We start from the raw sequence: 20,582 nt of genomic DNA, 5'->3' as shown, positions 1-20,582 counted from the left end.
TACCAGTTTAATTTATTTTTKTCATGTAATTTATTCGGAAAAGGGGTGGAAAGTAAATACATAAAAGTGGTTAAAATTTGAATTTCTTTTAGTTTTAAGGATATATGGAAAGTAAAGTTGACAATGGAATGTCATTTAATTAAATTTAAGAAGTAGGATTGTCCTATATAAGGAGTGAGAAGGCTGGATTTTAAATGGGAAGTAACCAATAGTATAGAAATGCAGATTTTCCGGATTAGGAAGAAGCTTGGGGCCATCGTAGCAAAAAATCTTCAGCCTTATGGATTAACGTCGCCGCAGTTTTTCATATTATTAATATTGAAAAAAGAGGGGTCCATCAAGTCGACCCAGCTGGCTGACTTCTTAACGGTAAAGCCAAGTGCGATTACCGTATTTGTAGATAAGTTGGTCGAAATGGATTATGTGAAACGACAGCCCTCCGAAAAGGATCGCAGGGTCATAAACCTTGAATTGAAAGAGGCGGGGCAAGAAATTTTGGGGAGAGTCCTTGCTGAGCATAACCAATTGATGGGCAAGAACTTCAATTCATTCTCAGAAGAAGAGCTGCAGGATCTCTTGCAGAAATTGGATACGATTGAAAGGGCGGCTGATCAAAACCTTTTGGATGATTGAAAAAGGCGCATCCGCTAAATAGAGACGAAAAAAGACGGTTCCTAGGAACCGTCTTTTTTAATCCTCTTCATACTGGACAGATATTTCGTTATCTTCCTTATGGAAGGACTGGAAGCTGACAATCAGCTTTTCAAGATGTTCCAATTGTTCGTCATATTCAATGACTGCAGAAATCAATGGAACAAGGCGGGCAGATAGGTGGCCCAGATCATCATGCATTTCGTCCACTTGATTCTGCTGTTCGAAAAAGTGGGCGAGCAGCTCTTTACGACTTAAACAATCCTGGTTCCAATCTTCAATCTCCTCGATGGATTTGATTTTTTCGATATGCAGCAATATCAGTTGTTCATGCTTTCGAATCAAGGAATCAATCTGTTGTAGGATACTCCGTTGGAAATCTTCAGGCATTTGATATACTTCATTCTCGAATTTATGGACTCTCTTCAAGGTTTCAAACGCTTTTTTGGTTGTAATGATCATCTGCCGATAAACGACAAGCTTTCTTGCTTTGGCTATACTGTTCTTCTTGAAATATTCCCGTTCCTCTTTGTACATGGAATAGATATGTTCCAGATCGAGTAACTCGGCCTTTAGTCGGCTGATGTCTTTTTTCAGTAAAGTGTGTTCTGTAGCATGTCTTGTGCTGATTCTGATCCATTTTAAGATGTCTTCCGTTACATCTGTGATGCGTGTATAAAGTTTAGCTTCATATTTTGGAGGAATGAAAACCAGATTCACGATAAAAGACGAAACGATTCCAAGCAAAACTGATGAGAGACGTATAAAGGCAAAATTCAGGAAATCCCCTTCCTGGTTTTCCATGATGGCAATTGCTGTCACGATGGAAAGGACTATCGTTTTATCCATTTTTAATTTTAGATTGATGGTTATGACAACCATCACGGCAAGACCGATAATAAAAATATCATTTCCGAACAACAAAACGAAGGAGACAGCAACCAACGCTCCAATGATATTTCCTTGAATTTGCTCCAGCACCGTTTGGTATGAACGGTAAATGGTCGGCTGTATTGCAAAAATTGCAGCAATCCCAGAAAGGACAGGAGCAGGAAGGTTAAGCAGTTCCGATATATAAAGCGCTAAAACAATTGCTATTCCTGTTTTGAGAATGCGGGCACCAAACTTCATATATAGGTTAATCCTTTCTTTGTGATGTGATTGATCATGGTAAGAAAAGGCTCTATTTATTTATAGGCTTTTGCTTAAAAATGTATTCTAACTTATTTGTTAGTACTTTACACTAAAATGAGAGGATGTAAACAAAAAGTAATATACAGGATTTTCCTTAAAGTTACAATAGGTAAACTCAAGTTTAATATATAAAGAAAATATRGGCAATTTCTTGATTGTTTTCAACTGTGTTTTTCTTCGTTTAAAGATTATCACATGGTATATGACTGAAAAAGCTGATGCTCTCGAATTGAAGAGCATCAGCTTTTTTTATAAAACGAATATCAATTTAAATATATTTTCGGCATCACTCCGTGGATACAGCGGGATCTGCTTGTTCTTTAACTGGTACGACTTGAAGGAAGTGCTCTCCAGGGTTTTGAAGCAGGGCCTCTAAGGAGGCTGCTTCTTCCGTTTGGCCATGATCTTTCAAGAGGTCCGTGTATTTGCCGAGAAGTTCGGCCACGTCCTGCAGGCCTTTAGCAGATAGGGGCTCAATGGAAATCTTTGCCCCTTTTGCAACCCGCTTCTTAATGACCTCCTTGGTTAATCCAGATTCAGGCTGTTGCCGTAAATAAACGACACCGCCAGTCATTCCTGCGCAAATCCATGGACCCGGGTCACCTAGAACCAAACCCCTTCCATTTGTCATATATTCAAAAGCGAATCCCTTAATATTCGAAGTTACCGCAATATTACCGGTTTCCTTTTCAGGTAGTGGGTGTTTCAATAATCCTCCAATGATCATATCAGCTCCGGATAGCCGGATTCCCGCCCTGGCATCGGCATCACCTTGGGCAATGAGGAGACCATGCTGTGCACCGTATCCAAAGCCCTTACCGACAGAGCCATTGTAGAACTTCCCATCTTTTCCGGGAGATTTAAAGATGGCAATATTACCGCCAATTGATGTTTTGCCAATTCCATCCTGGGCGCCGCCATTCACGCTGATTGAAATCCCCTCCGTATTGTATGCCCCAAGTCCATTACCTGGGATGGAACCATCCTGGTAGGATAGGTGAACGGGAGGAAGTTTTTTGTATGATCCGTCAAGTCTTCCCCTGACGCGGTGACAGGACACCCTGCTGCCGAGTACGCGCTGTTCGGAAGTGATCGAGCTATAGTTGCGAGATTGCTGCAGATCATCTACATGAGAATCCAGATATTCAGCGCCAACGGCAACCTGCATGGAGCCTTCGTTCAAATATGCCGCCGTTTCTTTATGTGAGAATGGTGTTATATCCAATTCTTTTAATAAATAGGTTAAATCCAGTGATTGTTGACCCTTAACTTGCTGAAGCAAATCAGAACGTCCGACGATATCCTGCAGATTCTTCACCCCAAGGGATCCAGTCAACGATTGGAGTTCTTTGGCAAATGCACTGAACATATTCGTTAAACCTTGAACGGCTAAATCAAATTTTCGTGGAACAAAACGCCGCAGCCCATGTTCTTTAGCTTGTGCTTCCGATTCGATTTGAGTGGCGATGCCCACATGGCAGGTATCAAGGTGACATCCGCGGCACGTTGTACAGCCGACGGCGATCATCGAAAGGGTCCCAAACCCTACGCGGTTTGCCCCAAGCAGCATTAATTTCAATACATCCATCGAGCTTTTTAACCCGCCATCAGCCCAAATTTCAACGGTCTGACGAATGCCTGACTCAAGCAGTGCGTTATGGGCAGCTTTTACACCAATCTCAACGGGTAGACCGACATGTGCGAGTGCATGAATCCTGGCAGCGCCTGTTCCGCCATCAAAACCAGAAAGCGTAATGATATCGGCCCCTGCTTTGGCGACGCCGACCGCAATCGTACCAATGTTTGGAACGACCGGTACTTTGACGGCAACTTTTGCTTTGTCGTTTGCCGTTTTTAACTCATGGATCATTTGGGCCAAATCTTCAATTGAGTATATATCATGGTTATTGGAAGGGGAGATCAAGTCGGAACCGATTGTTGCATTCCGGGCTTCCGCGATTTTCGCTGTGACCTTGGACCCGGGAAGGTGACCGCCTTCACCAGGTTTTGCCCCTTGCCCAATTTTAATTTCCAATAGATTTGAAGAGTTCAAGAGTTCTGCATTGACACCGAAACGGCCGGAGGCGATTTGCTGTCCGCGGGATTTCGGGTACTTGCCCAGCATATCCTTGATTTCCCCGCCCTCGCCATTCATGCTGATCATGCCTAATCGCTCGGCAGCTTCTGCATATGCCCGGAAAGCAACCTCATTTTGTGATCCAAAGGACATGGAGGCTATGACGAACGGCAATTCCTGTTCTCCGACAGAAAGGCTGACTTCTTCAGAAGGTATGGAAGCATCTGAAGGTTTTAATGATGTCAAATGGCGGATCGTCGTAGGATTGGACTCTTCCTGTTCGGTGATCTTTTCGCGATAAGCGTCATAGTCCCCAGTAGAAGCAACTTCCCCGATTGACTTCCAAATCCTTGGGAATAAGTGGAAGGTTTTCCCCATCCGTTCTTTTTCATTTCCGTAATCTTCCGCACGCTGGATGGCGTCGGCCTTGATTTTATCAAAATTGTAGTCCAGATCATTGGAGCCGAAGAAGTTAGCCACATTTAAATATTTCGCGATTTCCTCATGTAAACCGATGCTTGAGAAAAGTCTTCCGTATCCTCGCAGTTCATGAATGCCGATGGTTGAGATAACTTTTTCAAGACCTTTCGTCAAGGAGTGATAAAGATTGGTAACCCCCTTAAGGTCATCTGAAGATAAGGAAAGGAACATATAATAAGGGCTGATTAAGTTGGCCCCAAGACCATAAGAAACGATGATATCATGCAGTGACCTTAGCGATGCGGAACGTAACAGGATGGAACAATCCCTCCGCTTGCCAGTTCGGACCAATGCTTGATCGACGGAAGATGTGACAAGGTGTGGATCAAGCCAAAAGTTGCCGTTTTGATGTGCAAGTGAATCATCCAATACGATAAGCGTCTTTCCTTCATCCACTGCATTGACACTTTCATCAGTAATCCTAGTCAAAGCATCCGTGATGCTTTCATCCTCTTTGAACGTGCTTGAAATGCAATGGACGAGTTTTTGATCTTGGTAATATTTAATGAACTGGTCATAACTTGGCTGCGATACGATAGATGAGCACTCATAACCCATTAATCCTTCAATCAATAAGGGAGTCAGCAGCTCTGTAACCTTTCCGGCCTTATTTGCTTCGAATAGGGAAGGCCGTTTTCCGATGATGGTTCGTGTTGAAAAGTGCTCGGTTTCCCGGTCCCGGTCGATTGCTGGGTTTGTTACAACGGCCACGCTTTCCTTAATGAAATCCGCAATGTTGGTCCGTTGGGGATTAAGTGCTGCCAGTGGCGCATCGTGACCAAGTGAACGAATGGGTTCGGCCCCTTTTTCGGCCATCTGTTCCACTAATTGAACATGCTCCCTTTCCCATCCAAAGGCTTTATACTGTCCATTATGAATGGCTTGCGCGTTTGTCATGGAGACAACCTTTTCAAAGACCTGCGGCTGCAGGCGGACCCGGTCGTTGGAAAGAACGAAACGATTATTGAAGAGTTCAAATACTTTATCCTGGTAATCCTTGTATGTGTACAGTTCAATACTGTCGCCGTTCCATTTCAAACCCACTTTTTCCCCAGGGCCCATCGGTTTCGGATTTCCGGTATATTCACTGGAAGGGATGATTCCTGGTTCGGAAGTGAACATATAGGATGATTCCGTTTCAATATTCCATAATGGGCGCAGGCCTAAAGAATCGACAGAGAACACGGCTTCATCGCCGAAACGGGAAATGATTCCGGCTGGACCTTGTGCAAAATGACCCCATGCCTCCCGTAAATACGTATATAAGTCTTGTAAGTGATCGGGGTATTCCTTGATTTCATTAATGATTGGGGGGAACATAAGGTCGACAGCTTCAAATAAAGAGTAGCCATGACGGCAGATGAAAGTTTCGATCGTCTTGTTTAAATCCTGTGAGTCGCTTCCGTCTTTAGCGATTGGAACACCGATCATTTTCGCTTCATCACGCAATTTGGCAATCGTATTGATTTCGCCATTATGGCCAAGTACACTGAAAGGCTGAACCCGGAAGAAGCTTGATAGTGTATTGGTTGAAAAACGATTATGCCCCAGTGTCATGGTGGAGGCAGCTAAAGGGTCCGCAAGATCAAGATAATAGGAAGGAAGCGTATCCCCCGCACCCATCACTTTATAGACCGCATGATGCTGGCTTAGCGATGCAACATGGATAAAATCACTTTTTTCGATGTCGGAAGTCAGCTCAAAAAGAACATTTGAAAGCTCCTGGTTGTTTTCGATGGCGGAGGAACAGGCAAATTGCCAGAACACTGGGTCTTCTTGAATGGCAATCGGTCCCAATGCCTCAGAACGGTAAGCTTTATCCGTTTCGAATATCAGGGAGAGACCATGCTGAAGCAGTTTCTCCTTGACTTCGATTTTTAAGTCGTTCGCATCCGTTTTTTTGCTTAAAAATAAGTGACCGACTATGAAGGAATCTTTATCGACGATACTTGAATCGATATTTACAGCTTCAAGCTTCTTTTTCCAAAGAGCCCGGGGAATATCGATATGGATGCCGGCGCCATCGCCCTCACCATTGATGAAGCCGCAGCGATGGTTCATTTTAACCAGGGCGTCGATACAGGCAAAGATGTTTTCGTTAGTAGGGATCTTCTTTTTTTCGATACGGGAAACGATTCCGCAAGCATCATGTTCTTCCATGTAAAATTCTTTGAATGTAGCAGGTGTCCATTTTTGGGTCATATGTGTGGCTTGAATAAGGTTACCCTTATTTTCGGCCTTTCACCTCCTGTAGCATTTGTTTTATGGGGGGATATTAGTAAACCCGAACAATTGTCCAAGTTCTGATAGATTGAAAGAAAATGTATAAATGTATATAAATGTATCCATATCATATCATTTAAATATTCAGAAATCAATTTTTTATACAATGGATTGGATGCTGTGATTGATGGCGTTTTTGTGGGGAATGGCTAAAAAGGCTAACTTTAAAGATTTATTACCCGGGAATAAGAAACCCCCAAGATTGATGTGCATCCTGGGGGTGTATAAAAAATGTATAATTATGCTGTTTTGATTTATTATATTAGGTTTTTGAATGCATGTTCAACCGCTTTTAGAGTATAAGCGATATCATCATCCGTGTGAGCTATTGTCAAGAACCAGGCTTCGTATTTTGAAGGTGCCAAATTGATGCCCTGGTTGAGCATGAGTTTGAAAAACTTAGCGAACATTTCGCCATCAGTATTTTCCGCCTGCTCATAGTTTTCAATCGTTTCTGTCGTGAAATAGATCGTCAATGCCCCTTTAAGGCGATTGATGGTAATAGGGACATTATATTGGCGAGCTGCTATCAGGATACCTTCTTCAAGAATTTTTCCCAACCGGTCAAGCTCGTCGTACAGACCCACTTCTTTAAGTACTTCCAAACAAGCTATCCCGGAAAGCATGGATGCCGGATTTCCTGCCATCGTACCTGCTTGATAGGCTGGTCCTAGGGGGGCTACAGTTTCCATGATCTCTTTTTTACCGCCATAGGCACCAATCGGAAGTCCGCCGCCGATTATTTTTCCAAGCGCGGTCAAATCGGGTTGAATTCCCAAGAAGTCCTGTGCCCCTCCGTACATGAAGCGGAACGCTGTGATGACCTCGTCGAAAATGACCAGTGCTCCTGCTTCGTGTGACAATGAAATGACTTCCTCCAAAAAGCCAGGGCTCGGTTCCACGATTCCAAAGTTGCCGACGATCGGTTCAACCAGCACGCCTGCAATTTCATGTCCCCATTTATTCAGTGCTTCCTTAAATGGCTCGATATCATTGAAAGGTACCGTGATGACTTCTTGTGCGATGCTTTTTGGAACGCCCGCAGAGTCCGGTGTTCCTAGCGTGGACGGGCCGGAACCTGCAGCGACGAGAACAAGGTCGGAGTGTCCATGGTAACAGCCTGCAAACTTGATGATCTTATCACGTCCAGTGTAAGCACGGGCCACACGGATGGTGGACATGACAGACTCAGTGCCTGAATTGGTGAAGCGAACTTTATCCATGGATGGTATTGCCTCTTTCAACATTTTGGCGAATTTGACTTCATGTTTTGTCGGTGTACCGTATAAAACGCCCGTTTCTGCTGCTTTAACGATTGCCTCCGTAATATGTGGATGTGCATGTCCAGTGATGATCGGGCCATATGCAGCTAAATAATCGATATATTTATTGCCATCAACATCCCAGAAATAAGCCCCTTTGGCATGATCCATGGCAACTGGTGAACCGCCGCCTACAGCTTTGTAAGAACGGGATGGGCTGTTAACCCCACCAACGATATGTTCCAGTGCCTCTTTATGTAGAAGCTTCGAGTTACTAAAATCCAATCTTAAAACCTCCTAAAAATATAAACCTGCCTTAATCATAGCACTTTTCCGCCCGTAAATCTGGGATGGAAGGCTAGGAAATGTGATCCGTCCACTGATGAAATGCTGCAGCCTTAGAAACAGCAGGATTCGTGGGCCTTCATTTTGTTTGGGAAATAGGGCCGGGCCCCAAAACTCCGGTTATGAAAGTCAGAATGTCCAAGATAGTGGCAGGGTTTTCGATGTTGAAGGATTGGCGGTTCATTTCGCCCTGGGCTTGGTAATAGATAAGATGGCCGGTTCCTTTTTCTTCATTAATATGAATGTGGAAACTTATGGGGGTGCTTTCGATCGATCCGCTGGAATCCCTTTGGATGACCTGGCATAATAATTCACCGTATTCATCTTCATAAAGAAAATCATATCGAAGGTCGATAACGACCTTTTCGATTTGGGATAGTAATAATTTTTTAATATTCATAGCTTACTTGTCTCCTTTATATATGTATCTCGTACAACGGCCGGACTCGCCCTGAAAATGATACATGGCATCCAGGCATTTTTATTGTCTAAAAAGGTAAGGTTGGATAAACTAATTCATTAGGACAAGAGATTACGGAGGATGTAACAGGATGAGTGATGCAATTCAAGTGAAACAGCTTCGGAAGGAATTTAAGTCGGCATCAAGCCGTTCGGGGTTAAAGGGTGCCTTCCGGGATTTACTTACAAGAAATTATAAAATCGTCCCTGCCGTCAATGATATCAATTTTACTGTAAAAAAGGGTGAGATGGTAGCTTATATCGGGGAAAATGGTGCAGGAAAATCGACCACGATCAAAATGCTGACAGGTATTTTGGAACCAACAGCAGGTGAAATCACAGTCAATGGCATGAATCCTCATAAGGAAAGGGAAAAGTTCACACAAACAATAGGAGTTGTATTTGGTCAGCGCTCACAGCTTTGGTGGGATATTGCGGTTCAAGAATCCTTTAGGCTGCTAAAAAAGGTCTATAAAGTAACGGATGAACAATATAACGATCATATGGAACATGTCATCAAGACGCTCGATATCGGTCCTTTGCTCGACAAACCAGTGCGTAAACTCTCACTTGGTCAGCGAATGCGCTGTGAGCTTGCGGCGGCATTGATCCACAATCCGCCTTTGCTGTTCCTGGATGAGCCGACAATAGGCCTTGACGTACTCGTGAAGATGAAGATTCGCGAGTTCCTGAAAGAAATCAATGAGAAATATAATACGACAATCCTTTTGACTACCCATGATTTAGGAGACATTGAGGCATTATGTGAACGCGTAATCATGCTTGATGAAGGACAGATCATTTATGATGGGGAATTGCAGAGTTTGAAAGATAATTGGGCTGAGGAAAAACAGATCCATTTTCAATTCATCGAGCCGATTGCATTGAAGGAATTGCAATCATTAGCGCTCCCATTTACCGCAAACTGGGTTTATGATGAGAAAAATCAAACATACATTGCTCTGTTGAAAGAAGAAAGTGATCATATTTCACAGCTTGTTTCAGCTGTCGTATCTCATTTTAAAATAAAGGACATCAAAATCCATGAAACGTCCATTGAAGAGATTGTTCGCAATATTTACGAAGAAGGCACTGTCTGACTCTCTTATCATTAAGAAACAACGTGTCTATCAAGAAGGGGGAGGGCAATGGGGAAGTATCTTGCAATGATCCGCATGCGTTTTTTGATGATGCTTGCGTATCGAACGGATTATTATACCGGCATTTTAATTTATAGCATTAATATCGGTGCTTATTATTTCTTATGGAATGCAATATATGGAGAAAAAAGCTCCATCGAAGGACTTTCAAGTATACAGATGACAACATATGTCGCGGTTGCATGGATGGCGCGCGCCTTTTATTTCAATAATATTGACCGCGAAATCGCCACTGAGATCAAGGACGGCAAGGTCGCCATTGAAATGATCCGGCCTTATAACTATTTAGGCATGAAAACGATGCAAGGGCTTGGGGAAGGGATATTCCGATTCTTCTTCTTCTCGATTCCCGGAATGCTGCTGGTAGCTTTCATTTTTCCTATAGAATTGCCGCATGAACCGGCTACGTGGGGGATATTCGGCATTTCCTTGCTGTTCAGTTTCATCATCAATTCACAAATTAACTTATTGACAGGAATCACTACCTTTTTCTTATATAATAATGCCGGATTGATCCGGGCTAAAAGGGTTATCATTGATTTGTTTTCCGGTCTGCTGCTGCCCATCAGTTTTTATCCGATATGGGCGCAGGGAGTGATGAAATATTTGCCATTTCAAGGGATCAGCTATGTACCAAGCATGATTTTTACGAACGGGTACAGTTCAGGCGAAATTGGCATGGCGCTTTTACAGCAGTTAATTTGGTGCATCATTCTCATAATACCGATTCAGCTTTTATGGATAGTCGCAAAAAAACAGCTGATTATTCAAGGAGGTTGACGGGATGTTTTATGTATCGATGTTTTTTCAATATGTGAGTCAATATATGAAAACAAGATTGCAATATAGAGCAGATTTCTTCATGGAAATCCTATCCGATCTGCTGAATCAGGTCGTGAACCTGGTATTTATATTAGTCGTTTTTGGACATACCCAGTTTTTAAGCGGCTGGAGCCGTGAAGAAATCATATTCATTTATGGATTCTTCCTTATCCCATTCGCCCTTTTTTCTGCCTTTTTCAACATCTGGGATTTTAATGACCGCTATATCGTCAAAGGTGAAATGGACCGGATATTAACAAGACCGATACATAGCCTGTTTCAAGTCATTTTAGAAAGAATCGAGCTAGAAGCGTTATTTGGTGTTGTGACCGGTTTGATCATTATATTTTATTCGGGGATTTCATTGGATCTGCAGCTTGCGTGGTATGACCCGATTCTTTTCATCATTTTTGCAATAGGCGGGGCCCTTGCTTATGCAGCCATATTCGTTGCGATAGCAAGCATTGGGTTCTGGTCGGATGCGAAAACATCCATCATGCCAATGATGTACAATATCGGGAACTACGGGCGCTATCCTGTTGATATTTATAATAAGGTCATTCGTTTTGTCCTTACATGGGTATTGCCATTCGCGTTTGTTGGTGTTTATCCTGCATCTTATTTCCTTAGAAAAGAAGAGTGGTATGCATATGCATTTGCCACACCTGTAATTGGGGTTGCCTTTTTCGTGATATCCGTTTTCATATGGAATCAGGGAGTGAAGAGGTACCGCGGGGCAGGAAACTAAAAGAGCCCCTTCAACAGCATTCATGTTGAAGGGTTTTTTTGTTTATTTGCGTTTATTCTTTCTTTCAATATATCTTGCTTGTGCTTGAACATATTGCTGCTTTTCCTCTTCCGTTTCCGGAATGACCTGAGGTACGTTTGTCGGCTTACCGTCTTCATCAATGGCCAGCATCGTTAAAAAAGCGCGTGCCGTAAGCTGTTTTTCACCTGTTAATAGGTTCTCACGCTCCACTTTCACGAATACCTCCATTGATGTGCGATGTGCACAGGTGACATAAGCTTCAAGGTTGATCGCATCCCCTGTCTTGATGGGGGCCAAAAAATCAAAAGAGTCGCTTGAAGCGGTCACAACGGGTTTTCGACAATGGCGCATAGCTGAAATGCAGGCTATTTTATCAACATAGGCCATTACCTTTCCGCCAAAGATGGTATTGTGATGATTTGTATCCGGTGGAAAAACAAGGTCGGTTAAAAATGTCCGTGACTGCTGTGTTGGATGGGCAACGTTCTTTTCAATCATAAGCTTTTGGTTTAGCTAAAAGGTTTTCACGGACGATTTTTGCTGCTTCGACCATGTTTTTCAGGGAAGCGACGGTTTCCGGGATACCCCTTGTTTTCAGGCCGCAGTCGGGATTGATCCAAAACTGGTCTTTATCCAGTACCTTGATGCCCCGTTCAATCATATCGACCATTTCGTCCACTGCCGGCACACGCGGGCTGTGAATATCATACACACCAAGGCCAATACCTTTTTCGTATGTCCTTTCCTCGAATGCGGAAGCAAGCTCTCCATGGCTACGGGATGTTTCGATGGAAATTACATCGGCATCAAGGGAGGAGATGACATCCATGAAACTGTTGAAGTCGCAATAGCACATATGCGTGTGAATTTGGGTTGTATCCTCGACGCTTGATGTGGATATCAAGAACGAATTAACAGCCCAGTTCAAATACTCATCGCGATCGGTTTTTTTCAATGGCAGACCTTCCCTAAGTGCAGGCTCATCAACTTGGATCATTTTGATTCCAGCCGATTCCAATGCAATGACTTCTTTTTCCAAAGCAAGTGCCAGTTGGTAGCAAACATTCTCCCTGGAAATATCATCACGGACAAATGACCAGTTCAAAATCGTGACAGGACCTGTTAGCATGCCCTTTACCGTCTTGTTCGTCAGTGATTGTGCGTATACACTTTCCCTGACTGTCATCGGTTCGATGAAATCGATGTCGCCGTAGATGACTGGTGGTTTCACGCAGCGGGACCCATAGGATTGTACCCAGCCCTTTTCTAGAAAGACGAATCCGCCTAACTTATGGCCGAAGTATTCAACCATATCCGTCCGTTCGAATTCCCCGTGTACAAGAACATCCAAGCCGATTTCTTCTTGGATATCAATCCACCTGCCGATTTCTTCGTTAACGAATGTTTCATATTGGGAAGCGGTCCATTCTCCTCTTTTGAATTTCCCACGTGCTTGTTTAACTTCAAATGTCTGTGGAAAGCTGCCGATCGTAGTCGAAGGAAGAAAAGGCAATTTGAAAAATTCCTGTTGTTTTTGGTAACGTTCTTTAAATGGAAGCTGACGGCCGACGTTCCTGGTTTTAACCTTTTCGACATTGGATTGTACATTCCCATGATTCCGTGCATTTGAACTTGCTAACGTTTGAACCGTAAATTTATTAGCATCGACTTTTTCGGCGATTGCTTCAAAGCCTTGATTATTCCCTTTGACCAAGAGTATGATTTCCTCAAGTTTCTCATCAGCGAAAGCGAGGGCCTCTTTCACTTCTTTTGAAAGGGCGGTTTCATTACGAACGGTCACTGGGACATGAAGCAGGGAACAAGAGGGCTGAAGCCAGATTTGGTCTTCAGCTACCTTTTTCTTAAGAGTCTCAATCAATTGGATTTTTTTTGATAAATCAGATAGCCAAATGTTTTTTCCGTCAATCACACCTGCAGCAAGCACTTTGTCCTTCGGGAAACCGAATGCTTCAAGATTACTTAGATTCCTCCCTTTATCATGTACAAAATCAAGACCGATTCCTTGGACTTGTAATTCGATGACTTCTTGGTAATGCTCCACGGCATCAAAGTATGTTTGTAGCATGATGTTCAGGTTTGGTGCTGCTTCATTCAGTTTTTCATAGAGGTAAGTAACAGTTTGCATATCATCTTTGGAAATGGATGAAACAAGAGAAGGTTCGTCCATTTGAACCCACTTCACGCCTTCTTGCTCCAACTCTTGAAGGATTTGCGTGTAAAGGGGAAGTAGGCTCAGGATGATGCCAGGGATATCTTTTTTATTGAAGCCTTTGGAAAGGGAGATGAAAGTATAAGGTCCGATCAACACGGGTTTCGTTTCAATCCCTAGCTTTTCCTTGGCCTCCCGATATGCTGCAAGTGGTTTATTTTCTGTTAAAGTCAGCTGTGACAGGTTTAATTCAGGGACAATATAGTGATAGTTCGTATTGAACCATTTCGTCATTTCGGAAGCGACTTCGTCATTGTTTCCACGGGCCATTGAATAATAAACGGAAAGGGGAACGCATCCGCCTTCATAGGCTGAATAACGTTCAGGAACAAGACCGAACATGACGGACATATCCAGCATTTGATCATATAAAGTGAAGTCGTTGGCAGGAATGATATCAATGCCTCGTTTCTTCTGTTTTTGTAAGTTGCCTAAACGGATGGCTTTTAGTTGTGCCGTAAATTCTGCTTCATCGATTTTACCGGACCAGTAAGCTTCTAATGTACGTTTCCATTCACGATTTTCCCCGATTCGCGGGTAACCCAAACTGCTGCTTTTCAAAATTCCCATCCTCCTACATTCATTTAATTGAACAATAAAAAAGCATCCCTAACCGTCAAAAGAGAAAGTTAGAAATGCTTAAAATAAAGAGGCATGCAGAATGCCCCTTACAATTATAAGGTCCCTAACACCTCCCTATCTCCCGTAGGTTAAAACAGTGTTGTCGAAATAGGCAGGTCTCCTGACTTAGGGAATATCATTAGCGACGGGCCTTCCCGATCCGTTGATCAGTGGCATATTGGATGGCGCTAACATTCCCATTACAGTGGCGGGACCGTGCCGGAATTACACCGGGCTTCCCTTTTAATCCTAATGAAAATTAGGAACCTATTTCCACATATGAAATTTCACAAAACCTGCTGATAAACTGATTGCAGGCGGCGAATATTTATAAAATAAAAATTATTATAAATATTTAGACAACCTTAACATATCCGACTAAAAGGGTCAACATGAAAAAGATTCGGGATAAGGTCCCGAATTCCTGACAAATGCGTTTAGAATGTGTTAGTGATAAGGATAAAGTCTGTCCCTAAGAAAGAATATATTGTTTGGACAGGGAGTATGTATAGAGGGAGTGGCGTTTTGAAATGGGGCGTGGGGGATGACTTTCTACATCTTGATTGCAGGAATCATTTTTTGCATGGTGATGAGCATTCGTACCTTATTTCTTGTTGAGTCGGGAGGAAAAAAGTTTTCTCTGGAAGATATGCTGTGGCTTGGCAATTTATATGCGACGATATTAGTTGGATTTGCACTGATTTATTTATTATACGAGCTTCAGAATCATTCAGTGATTCTTGATATGGGCAATCGTTTGGACGGCAGTTTTTACGAGCAACTGAAGACTTCTTTTTATTTTAGTGCGATGACGATGTTTTCTGTAGGGTATGGGGATATATCCCCGATAGGCGTAGGCAGGATGATTGCGACAATCCAGGCATTCATCGGCTATACGCTCCCGGCCGCGTTTGTAATTCGGACGGTGATTGATTTAGATCAGGAAAGAAGGAATAAATGAAAGTTGTATTTCTTTCGATTATTGGGTACTCTTACCATAATGAAAGAAATGGAGGGTTCAATATGACTGTTAAAATTGGAGAAAAAGCACCTGATTTTCAACTCCCAGCAAACAATGGTGAAATGGTTTCCCTATCGGATTTTAAGGGGAAATACATTGTTTTATATTTTTATCCAAAAGACATGACGCCAGGATGCACGACGGAGGCCTGTGATTTCCGGGACCACAATGAGCAATTTGAGGAATTGGACGCTGTCATCATTGGTATCAGCCCAGACCCAGCGGCACGACATGAAAAGTTCATCGAAAAACATGGATTGCCTTTTCTGCTTCTAGCTGACGAAAATCATGAAGCCGCTGAATCATTTGATGTGTGGCAATTGAAAAAGAATTTCGGCAAGGAGTATATGGGCATTGAACGTTCAACATTCCTGATTGATAGGGCAGGTAAGATAGTCAAAGAATGGCGTAAGGTAAAAGTAAAAGGACACGTCGAAGAAGCTCTTGAAACTCTTCGCGACCTCAAAAAATAAGGGACAGGCAAATGAAGGATGAGCGAATAACGAAGCTTGCTGCCAGGCTGATTCATCATTCGATACAATTAAAGCCGAAAGAGAGAATCCTTATTCGGGGCCATATCAACACGAAACCATTATTGAAAGAGCTGATTGATGAAACATACAGAGTTGGTGCTTATCCATATGTAGAACTTGAAGACGATGAGATAAGCCGGCACCTATTACAAGGGAATGTGAAGGAACAACTTGACACATCATCGCAATGGGCTCTGAAGAAATATACGGATATCGATGCGGTCATCATCATCACCGGTGAAGAAAACGATGTGGAAATGACTGATGTTCTCCTCGAAAGGCACCGTCTTCAAGGGGAGGCTATGAATTCTCCAACTCTTTTCTATGTGAACAACCGACGTTGGGTCTTGCTTAATTATCCCACCAACACATCAGCGCAAAAAGCCGGCATGACTTTCGACAGGTATCAAGACTTCCTTTTGAACGTATGCACAATGGATTATGGGAAAATGGAGGCGGCATTAAAACCGTTAAAACAATTGATGGAACGGACTGACAAAGTCAGGATCGTTTCACCAGGGACAGATTTGACATTTTCCATTAAAGGTATGCCGGCTATCATATGTGCCGGAAAAAAGAATTTACCGGACGGGGAAGTATTTACTGCACCTATAAAAGAGAGCGTCAATGGAAGGATATCCTTCAACACACCCACAACCTATGAAGGGATCACTTTTAGTGACATAGAATTAAACTTGAAAAAGGGAAAAATCAGTAAAGCCATTTCCAATCAATCTTCTAAAATGAACCGAATTCTGGATATTGATGAGGGGTCCCGTTTTATCGGGGAGTTCGCAATTGGAATCAATCCATACATATTGGAACCTATGGACGATATATTGTTTGATGAGAAAATATGCGGGAGTCTGCACTTGGCTCTTGGACTTGCCTATGAAGAAGCTGATAATGGAAACCGTTCATCCATACATTGGGATATGGTCTTGTTCCAGCGTCCCGAATATGGCGGTGGTGACATCTACTTTGACGATGTGCCGATCAGAAGGGATGGCGTTTTCATATTGCCGGAATTATATGCATTAAACCCAAATTCATTAAAATAAAGCCTTTTTTAATAAGGGTAAGGCTTTTGTCCAACTCAAAAAGGGGACACCTGAATATGCTTTATTATGGGAATACCTCCTCAGAGAAAGTTGCGCGGGACATACAGAGCCCGTGTTTTTTTATGTTAATTATAAGGGAGAGATAAACATGTTAATACTTTCAACGATCATTCCTGATGAAGGAATCCAAACGAAGATGAAGGATGCTTTTCCTGGATTGAACTTCATTTATCAAGAAGGATGGATGGATGAGCGACTTAGTGAAGCGGAAATCTTAATTACATACGGTGAGGACTTAACTGAAAAAATCATTGGGAAAGCGGCGAACTTGAAATGGATAATGGTCATGAGTGCAGGAATGGAATTAATGCCTTTTAAAGCCATTGAGGAACGCGGCATTTTGGTTACGAACGCAAAAGGCATTCATAAAATTCCAATGGCCGAATATACGATAGGGATGCTTTTGCAATATGAAAAGAAATTGAAGCTGCTTATGAAGAATGAAAGGGAAGAAATGTGGGATAGAAAGATCGAAGTAGGGGAATTGAATGGCAAAACGATGCTCGTCCTTGGTGCAGGTGCAATAGGAGGAGAAGTGGCTCGTCTCGGGAAAGCCTTTAAGATGACGACACTGGGGGTGAACCGGAGCGGGAAGCCGGTGGAGTCCATTGATCGCCTTTATACCCTGGATAATTTACTGGAAGCCATACCTGGAGCTGATTACATCGTATCTGTCTTGCCTAGTACGGATGAAACGAAGGATCTTCTGCAAAAAGAACACTTTAAAGCAATGAAAGAATCTGCAGTATTCGTGAATATTGGCCGCGGCGATCTTATTGAGGAGGAAGTGTTGATAGAAGCCCTTGAAGCCGGCGAATTGGCTCATGCCATCTTGGATGTATTTGATCCGGAACCTTTAGAAAAAGGGCATCCTTTTTGGAGGATGGAGAATGTTACGGTCACGCCGCATCTTTCAAGTAAAAGCGGAGAATATTTACCAAGGACCTTTGCGATATTCGAGAAAAATATGCGTGAATACCTGAAGTCTGGAAAAGATTTCATCAACGTAATCGACTTATCGAGGGGATACTAAACACATACGAAAATGTGAAAGATTCAAAGCTTTGTGAATAAACTAAAAAGGGACGGTAAAACCATTGAATTATTGACAAATTCAACGTATAAAAGGTACACTATTTATAAATATTATAATTTAAGAATTCATACTTAATAAGAAAAAGGGGTGGATGACGGTGTCTGAAGTTCAGTTAAAAGAAGCGTTGGATTCCCTAAAAGATACCGGTGTAAGAATAACTCCTCAACGCCATGCGATACTAGAGTATTTGATTAGCTCCATGTCCCACCCTACCGCTGATGATATATATAAAGCGCTGGAAGGCAAGTTTCCGAATATGAGCGTGGCGACAGTTTATAACAACCTGCGTGTTTTTCGTGAGGTAGGTTTGGTAAAAGAACTTACGTATGGTGATTCTTCTGCAAGGTTTGATTTCGTGACGACGAATCATTATCATGTAATCTGCCAAACCTGCGGGAAAATTGTGGATTTCGATTATCCTGCATTGGATGAAGTCGAGCATTTCGCAGCACAGGTCACTGGTTTCAATGTTAGTCACCATCGGATGGAAATCTACGGCGAATGCACGGATTGTGCAGAAAAAGAAACGCATTAAAAAAAAGTTCCTCCACTTGGTTGGAACTTTTTTTCATGGTTATGAAGAAATCAAAAGGTCTTTATGTTAAGAAGTTCAGCTAGCTGGAATTCTTCTAGTCATGCAGGCTTTTGCGATTATATTTTTCGTTGAATTCTTCGCCTTCCAACTTTTTGTCAAGGGTCAAGGGTTCTTCACAATGCATGCAAATATCTACTCGCCCTAATATTTTTGTGGGTTTGCCGCAGTTAGGACAGACAACCTGGATCGTTTTTGTAGAAAGCATTCCAATCCAAAAATAAACCCCGGTGCTTGCGATTATGAATAAAAGGCCAAGTCCCATGAAAAGTGTCATGATAACAGGATGTGTTTTGAAGAAAAGTCCAATATACATTACGATAAAGCCGATGAAAATCAAACTCAAGGCAAAAGTACGTATTTTATTGATTTTGCTAGAATGTTTAGCCATGGATTGTCCCTCCTAAAATATAACTTTAACTATAACATAAACTAAGGATGGAACAAAAAAGAAATAAAGGATACATATTACTTTTGAATTGAAATGGTTTAGGGTAATGGACTTAAGCAGGAATATGAAGAGTTTTGTCGAAAGTTATAAAAAAAAGGTTTTGGAGGAATTTATGATGGAAGATATCCTTCGCCCGATTTATCAAGAGCGAGCAAGTTTAAAATCTACACTTGGAATCTTGTTAATTGAAAAAAGAGATGATAATAGCCCGAATACCGATACGTTTGACTACATCCTTTTTGTGATTGCAGACGATGCCCAAGAGGCCGTGTTTTTAAAACATTACACTTACCAGGATAAAAAAGCGGCCTTGCATATCGTTAAGGAAGACCAGTTAAAAGAATGGCTCCTATTAGGGACGAACCGCAAAGTGGTTGACTGGATTTATAACGGGAAAGTCCTTTTTGACCGGAATGAATATTTGGACCGTTTGAAAACCGAAATTCGGGAGTTCCCCTTCTATGGAAGGAAGTTAAAGATGGGGATGGAGTTCGCGAAGTTGATTCGCAGGTACATGGATGGGAAGAGTTTCTTTGAAAAAGGCCATTATCTTGAGGCATATAACCATATCGTTCATTCCCTGCATCACTTGGCCCGTTTGGAAATAATAGAACAAGGCTTTTATCCAGAGGTTACGGTATGGAACCAAGTGAAGCATATGGAGCCTGAAATCTACAAGTTGTATAAGGAATTGATCAGCAGTGAGGAAACTCTCGAAAAAAGATTGGAGCTTCTATTCCTTGCGAGTGAATTTCTTATTTATTCGAGGACGAATGCTGGTTCACAGCATTTGGTTGAAATAATGGGGACGAAAGAAGATCCGTGGACGATTGCGGAGCTTATGGAGCATCCGGAAGTTAAGTTTTATTCAGTCGATCTAGGTGTTTTACTGGAATATTTGATAGAGAAGAAGGTAATCGATGTCATCAAATCGGAGACCAAAGGACACGAGGTTTATCATCGGTTTTATCGAGTGTCAAAAAACTTTTAAAAAAATGTGTTTTTATTGTTGACCAATAATAATATAGGTGTTATATTAATACATGTCGCTGCGGGACATCAGCTTTCGCAGCTTCATTAAAACAAAGAAAATAAAAAAACATGTTGACAACATGGTTGATAACATGATAAGATGTAAAAGTCGCTTACGAAGTAACGACAACGAAATTGCTCTTTGAAAACTGAACAAAACAAAGCGCCAACGTTAAATTTTAAGTGAGCACACACTATCAAAAAAGCAAAATGAGCAAGTCAAACATTTCTTCGGAGAGTTTGATCCTGGCTCAGGACGAACGCTGGCGGCGTGCCTAATACATGCAAGTCGAGCGAATCGATGGGAGCTTGCTCCCTGAGATTAGCGGCGGACGGGTGAGTAACACGTGGGCAACCTGCCTATAAGACTGGGATAACTTCGG

General features: G+C 42.3%; 17 protein-coding genes, 1 rRNA gene and 1 riboswitch. Of the genes, 11 read left to right on the top strand and 7 right to left on the bottom strand.

The features are described from left to right. Nucleotides 1–174: 174 nt before the first annotated feature. Nucleotides 175–633, top strand: coding sequence for a MarR family transcriptional regulator (locus tag AC1DVK_RS22535; RefSeq protein WP_141133649.1), 459 nt, complete (start codon nucleotides 175–177; stop codon nucleotides 631–633). Nucleotides 634–690: 57 nt separating this feature from the next. Here AC1DVK_RS22535 and AC1DVK_RS22530 read toward each other — a convergent pair whose 3' ends face one another. The 4 genes from AC1DVK_RS22530 to AC1DVK_RS22515 form a co-directional block, all read right to left on the bottom strand. After that, on the bottom strand, nucleotides 691–1,782 hold the full coding sequence (locus AC1DVK_RS22530) for an FUSC family protein (RefSeq protein WP_061461743.1): 1,092 nt from the start codon (nucleotides 1,780–1,782) through the stop codon (nucleotides 691–693). A gap of 349 nt (nucleotides 1,783–2,131) precedes the next feature. Then, nucleotides 2,132–6,604 carry a glutamate synthase-related protein gene (locus AC1DVK_RS22525; RefSeq protein ID WP_477627419.1) on the bottom strand — a complete coding sequence of 1,491 codons (4,473 nt, stop codon included), beginning with the start codon at nucleotides 6,602–6,604 and terminating at the stop codon, nucleotides 2,132–2,134. Nucleotides 6,605–6,942: 338 nt separating this feature from the next. Continuing rightward, on the bottom strand, nucleotides 6,943–8,232 hold the full coding sequence (locus AC1DVK_RS22520) for a glutamate-1-semialdehyde 2,1-aminomutase (RefSeq protein ID WP_410863798.1): 1,290 nt from the start codon (nucleotides 8,230–8,232) through the stop codon (nucleotides 6,943–6,945). A 139-nt stretch (nucleotides 8,233–8,371) separates the two neighbouring features. Then, nucleotides 8,372–8,692, bottom strand: a complete 321-nt coding sequence (locus AC1DVK_RS22515) for a hypothetical protein (RefSeq protein WP_061461746.1) — start codon at nucleotides 8,690–8,692, stop codon at nucleotides 8,372–8,374. Nucleotides 8,693–8,843: 151 nt separating this feature from the next. On the opposite strand from AC1DVK_RS22515, the gene AC1DVK_RS22510 reads away from it, so the two are divergent. From AC1DVK_RS22510 to AC1DVK_RS22500, 3 genes are read left to right on the top strand one after another with little or no spacing between them, the layout of a single operon-like run. Beyond that, nucleotides 8,844–9,851: an ABC transporter ATP-binding protein gene (locus AC1DVK_RS22510; protein WP_061461747.1), complete on the top strand. Its 1,008-nt coding sequence runs from the start codon at nucleotides 8,844–8,846 to the stop codon at nucleotides 9,849–9,851. A gap of 48 nt (nucleotides 9,852–9,899) precedes the next feature. Continuing rightward, complete coding sequence (locus AC1DVK_RS22505) at nucleotides 9,900–10,691, top strand: ABC transporter permease (RefSeq protein WP_089362906.1); 792 nt, start codon at nucleotides 9,900–9,902, stop codon at nucleotides 10,689–10,691. A gap of 4 nt (nucleotides 10,692–10,695) precedes the next feature. Then, nucleotides 10,696–11,481, top strand: coding sequence for an ABC transporter permease (locus AC1DVK_RS22500; protein ID WP_048678294.1), 786 nt, complete (start codon nucleotides 10,696–10,698; stop codon nucleotides 11,479–11,481). A gap of 42 nt (nucleotides 11,482–11,523) precedes the next feature. On the opposite strand, the gene AC1DVK_RS22495 is transcribed toward AC1DVK_RS22500, so the two are convergent. Together AC1DVK_RS22495 and metE are read right to left on the bottom strand one after the other, a co-directional pair. After that, on the bottom strand, nucleotides 11,524–12,000 hold the full coding sequence (locus AC1DVK_RS22495; protein ID WP_089362907.1) for an acyl-CoA thioesterase: 477 nt from the start codon (nucleotides 11,998–12,000) through the stop codon (nucleotides 11,524–11,526). Then, the gene (metE, locus tag AC1DVK_RS22490) at nucleotides 11,993–14,302 is read right to left on the bottom strand and encodes a 5-methyltetrahydropteroyltriglutamate--homocysteine S-methyltransferase (RefSeq protein WP_410863794.1); all 2,310 of its coding nucleotides are present in this window, start codon (nucleotides 14,300–14,302) and stop codon (nucleotides 11,993–11,995) included. The genes AC1DVK_RS22495 and metE overlap by 8 nt, the downstream gene beginning before the upstream one ends. 145 nt (nucleotides 14,303–14,447) lie before the next feature. Next, nucleotides 14,448–14,639, bottom strand: a riboswitch (cobalamin riboswitch). 258 nt (nucleotides 14,640–14,897) lie between these two features. Between metE and AC1DVK_RS22485 the strand changes: the two genes are divergently transcribed. From AC1DVK_RS22485 to perR, 5 genes are all read left to right on the top strand, one after another. Further along, nucleotides 14,898–15,314, top strand: a complete 417-nt coding sequence (locus tag AC1DVK_RS22485; RefSeq protein WP_089362909.1) for a potassium channel family protein — start codon at nucleotides 14,898–14,900, stop codon at nucleotides 15,312–15,314. Between the two features lie 62 nt (nucleotides 15,315–15,376). After that, on the top strand, nucleotides 15,377–15,847 hold the full coding sequence (gene bcp / locus AC1DVK_RS22480) for a thioredoxin-dependent thiol peroxidase (protein ID WP_089362920.1): 471 nt from the start codon (nucleotides 15,377–15,379) through the stop codon (nucleotides 15,845–15,847). 11 nt (nucleotides 15,848–15,858) lie between these two features. Then, complete coding sequence (locus AC1DVK_RS22475) at nucleotides 15,859–16,968, top strand: aminopeptidase (RefSeq protein ID WP_477627418.1); 1,110 nt, start codon at nucleotides 15,859–15,861, stop codon at nucleotides 16,966–16,968. A 148-nt stretch (nucleotides 16,969–17,116) separates the two neighbouring features. Further along, nucleotides 17,117–18,061, top strand: coding sequence for a D-2-hydroxyacid dehydrogenase (locus AC1DVK_RS22470; protein ID WP_477627417.1), 945 nt, complete (start codon nucleotides 17,117–17,119; stop codon nucleotides 18,059–18,061). Between the two features lie 154 nt (nucleotides 18,062–18,215). Then, nucleotides 18,216–18,659: a peroxide-responsive transcriptional repressor PerR gene (perR, locus tag AC1DVK_RS22465; RefSeq protein ID WP_089362912.1), complete on the top strand. Its 444-nt coding sequence runs from the start codon at nucleotides 18,216–18,218 to the stop codon at nucleotides 18,657–18,659. Between the two features lie 94 nt (nucleotides 18,660–18,753). Here the strand turns inward: perR and AC1DVK_RS22460 are convergent, their stop codons facing one another. Continuing rightward, a complete protein-coding gene (locus AC1DVK_RS22460) occupies nucleotides 18,754–19,107 on the bottom strand; it encodes a YgzB family protein (protein WP_061461754.1) in 354 nt (117 codons plus the stop codon). Nucleotides 19,108–19,282: 175 nt separating this feature from the next. On the opposite strand from AC1DVK_RS22460, the gene AC1DVK_RS22455 reads away from it, so the two are divergent. Continuing rightward, a complete protein-coding gene (locus AC1DVK_RS22455; RefSeq protein ID WP_061461755.1) occupies nucleotides 19,283–20,158 on the top strand; it encodes a nucleotidyltransferase-like protein in 876 nt (291 codons plus the stop codon). A 269-nt stretch (nucleotides 20,159–20,427) separates the two neighbouring features. Then, a 16S ribosomal RNA gene (locus tag AC1DVK_RS22450) occupies nucleotides 20,428–20,582 on the top strand; the annotation flags it as partial.

The sequence above is a fragment of the Peribacillus sp. P4_B1 genome (assembly GCF_056402395.1).
Note: the sequence above shows the minus strand (reverse complement) of the source record. Positions and strands in the feature narration are given on the sequence as shown.

Coding starts and splice junctions, on each gene's coding strand:
- AC1DVK_RS22495 (WP_089362907.1), bottom strand. CDS start 12,000: ATGATTGAAAAGAACGTTGCCCATCCAACACAGCAGTCACGGACATTT.
- AC1DVK_RS22485 (WP_089362909.1), top strand. CDS start 14,898: ATGACTTTCTACATCTTGATTGCAGGAATCATTTTTTGCATGGTGATG.
- AC1DVK_RS22455 (WP_061461755.1), top strand. CDS start 19,283: ATGGAAGATATCCTTCGCCCGATTTATCAAGAGCGAGCAAGTTTAAAA.
- AC1DVK_RS22515 (WP_061461746.1), bottom strand. CDS start 8,692: ATGAATATTAAAAAATTATTACTATCCCAAATCGAAAAGGTCGTTATC.
- bcp (WP_089362920.1), top strand. CDS start 15,377: ATGACTGTTAAAATTGGAGAAAAAGCACCTGATTTTCAACTCCCAGCA.
- AC1DVK_RS22475 (WP_477627418.1), top strand. CDS start 15,859: ATGAAGGATGAGCGAATAACGAAGCTTGCTGCCAGGCTGATTCATCAT.
- AC1DVK_RS22470 (WP_477627417.1), top strand. CDS start 17,117: ATGTTAATACTTTCAACGATCATTCCTGATGAAGGAATCCAAACGAAG.
- AC1DVK_RS22460 (WP_061461754.1), bottom strand. CDS start 19,107: ATGGCTAAACATTCTAGCAAAATCAATAAAATACGTACTTTTGCCTTG.
- AC1DVK_RS22505 (WP_089362906.1), top strand. CDS start 9,900: ATGGGGAAGTATCTTGCAATGATCCGCATGCGTTTTTTGATGATGCTT.
- AC1DVK_RS22530 (WP_061461743.1), bottom strand. CDS start 1,782: ATGAAGTTTGGTGCCCGCATTCTCAAAACAGGAATAGCAATTGTTTTA.
- AC1DVK_RS22525 (WP_477627419.1), bottom strand. CDS start 6,604: ATGACCCAAAAATGGACACCTGCTACATTCAAAGAATTTTACATGGAA.
- AC1DVK_RS22510 (WP_061461747.1), top strand. CDS start 8,844: ATGAGTGATGCAATTCAAGTGAAACAGCTTCGGAAGGAATTTAAGTCG.
- AC1DVK_RS22500 (WP_048678294.1), top strand. CDS start 10,696: ATGTTTTATGTATCGATGTTTTTTCAATATGTGAGTCAATATATGAAA.
- perR (WP_089362912.1), top strand. CDS start 18,216: ATGACGGTGTCTGAAGTTCAGTTAAAAGAAGCGTTGGATTCCCTAAAA.
- metE (WP_410863794.1), bottom strand. CDS start 14,302: ATGGGAATTTTGAAAAGCAGCAGTTTGGGTTACCCGCGAATCGGGGAA.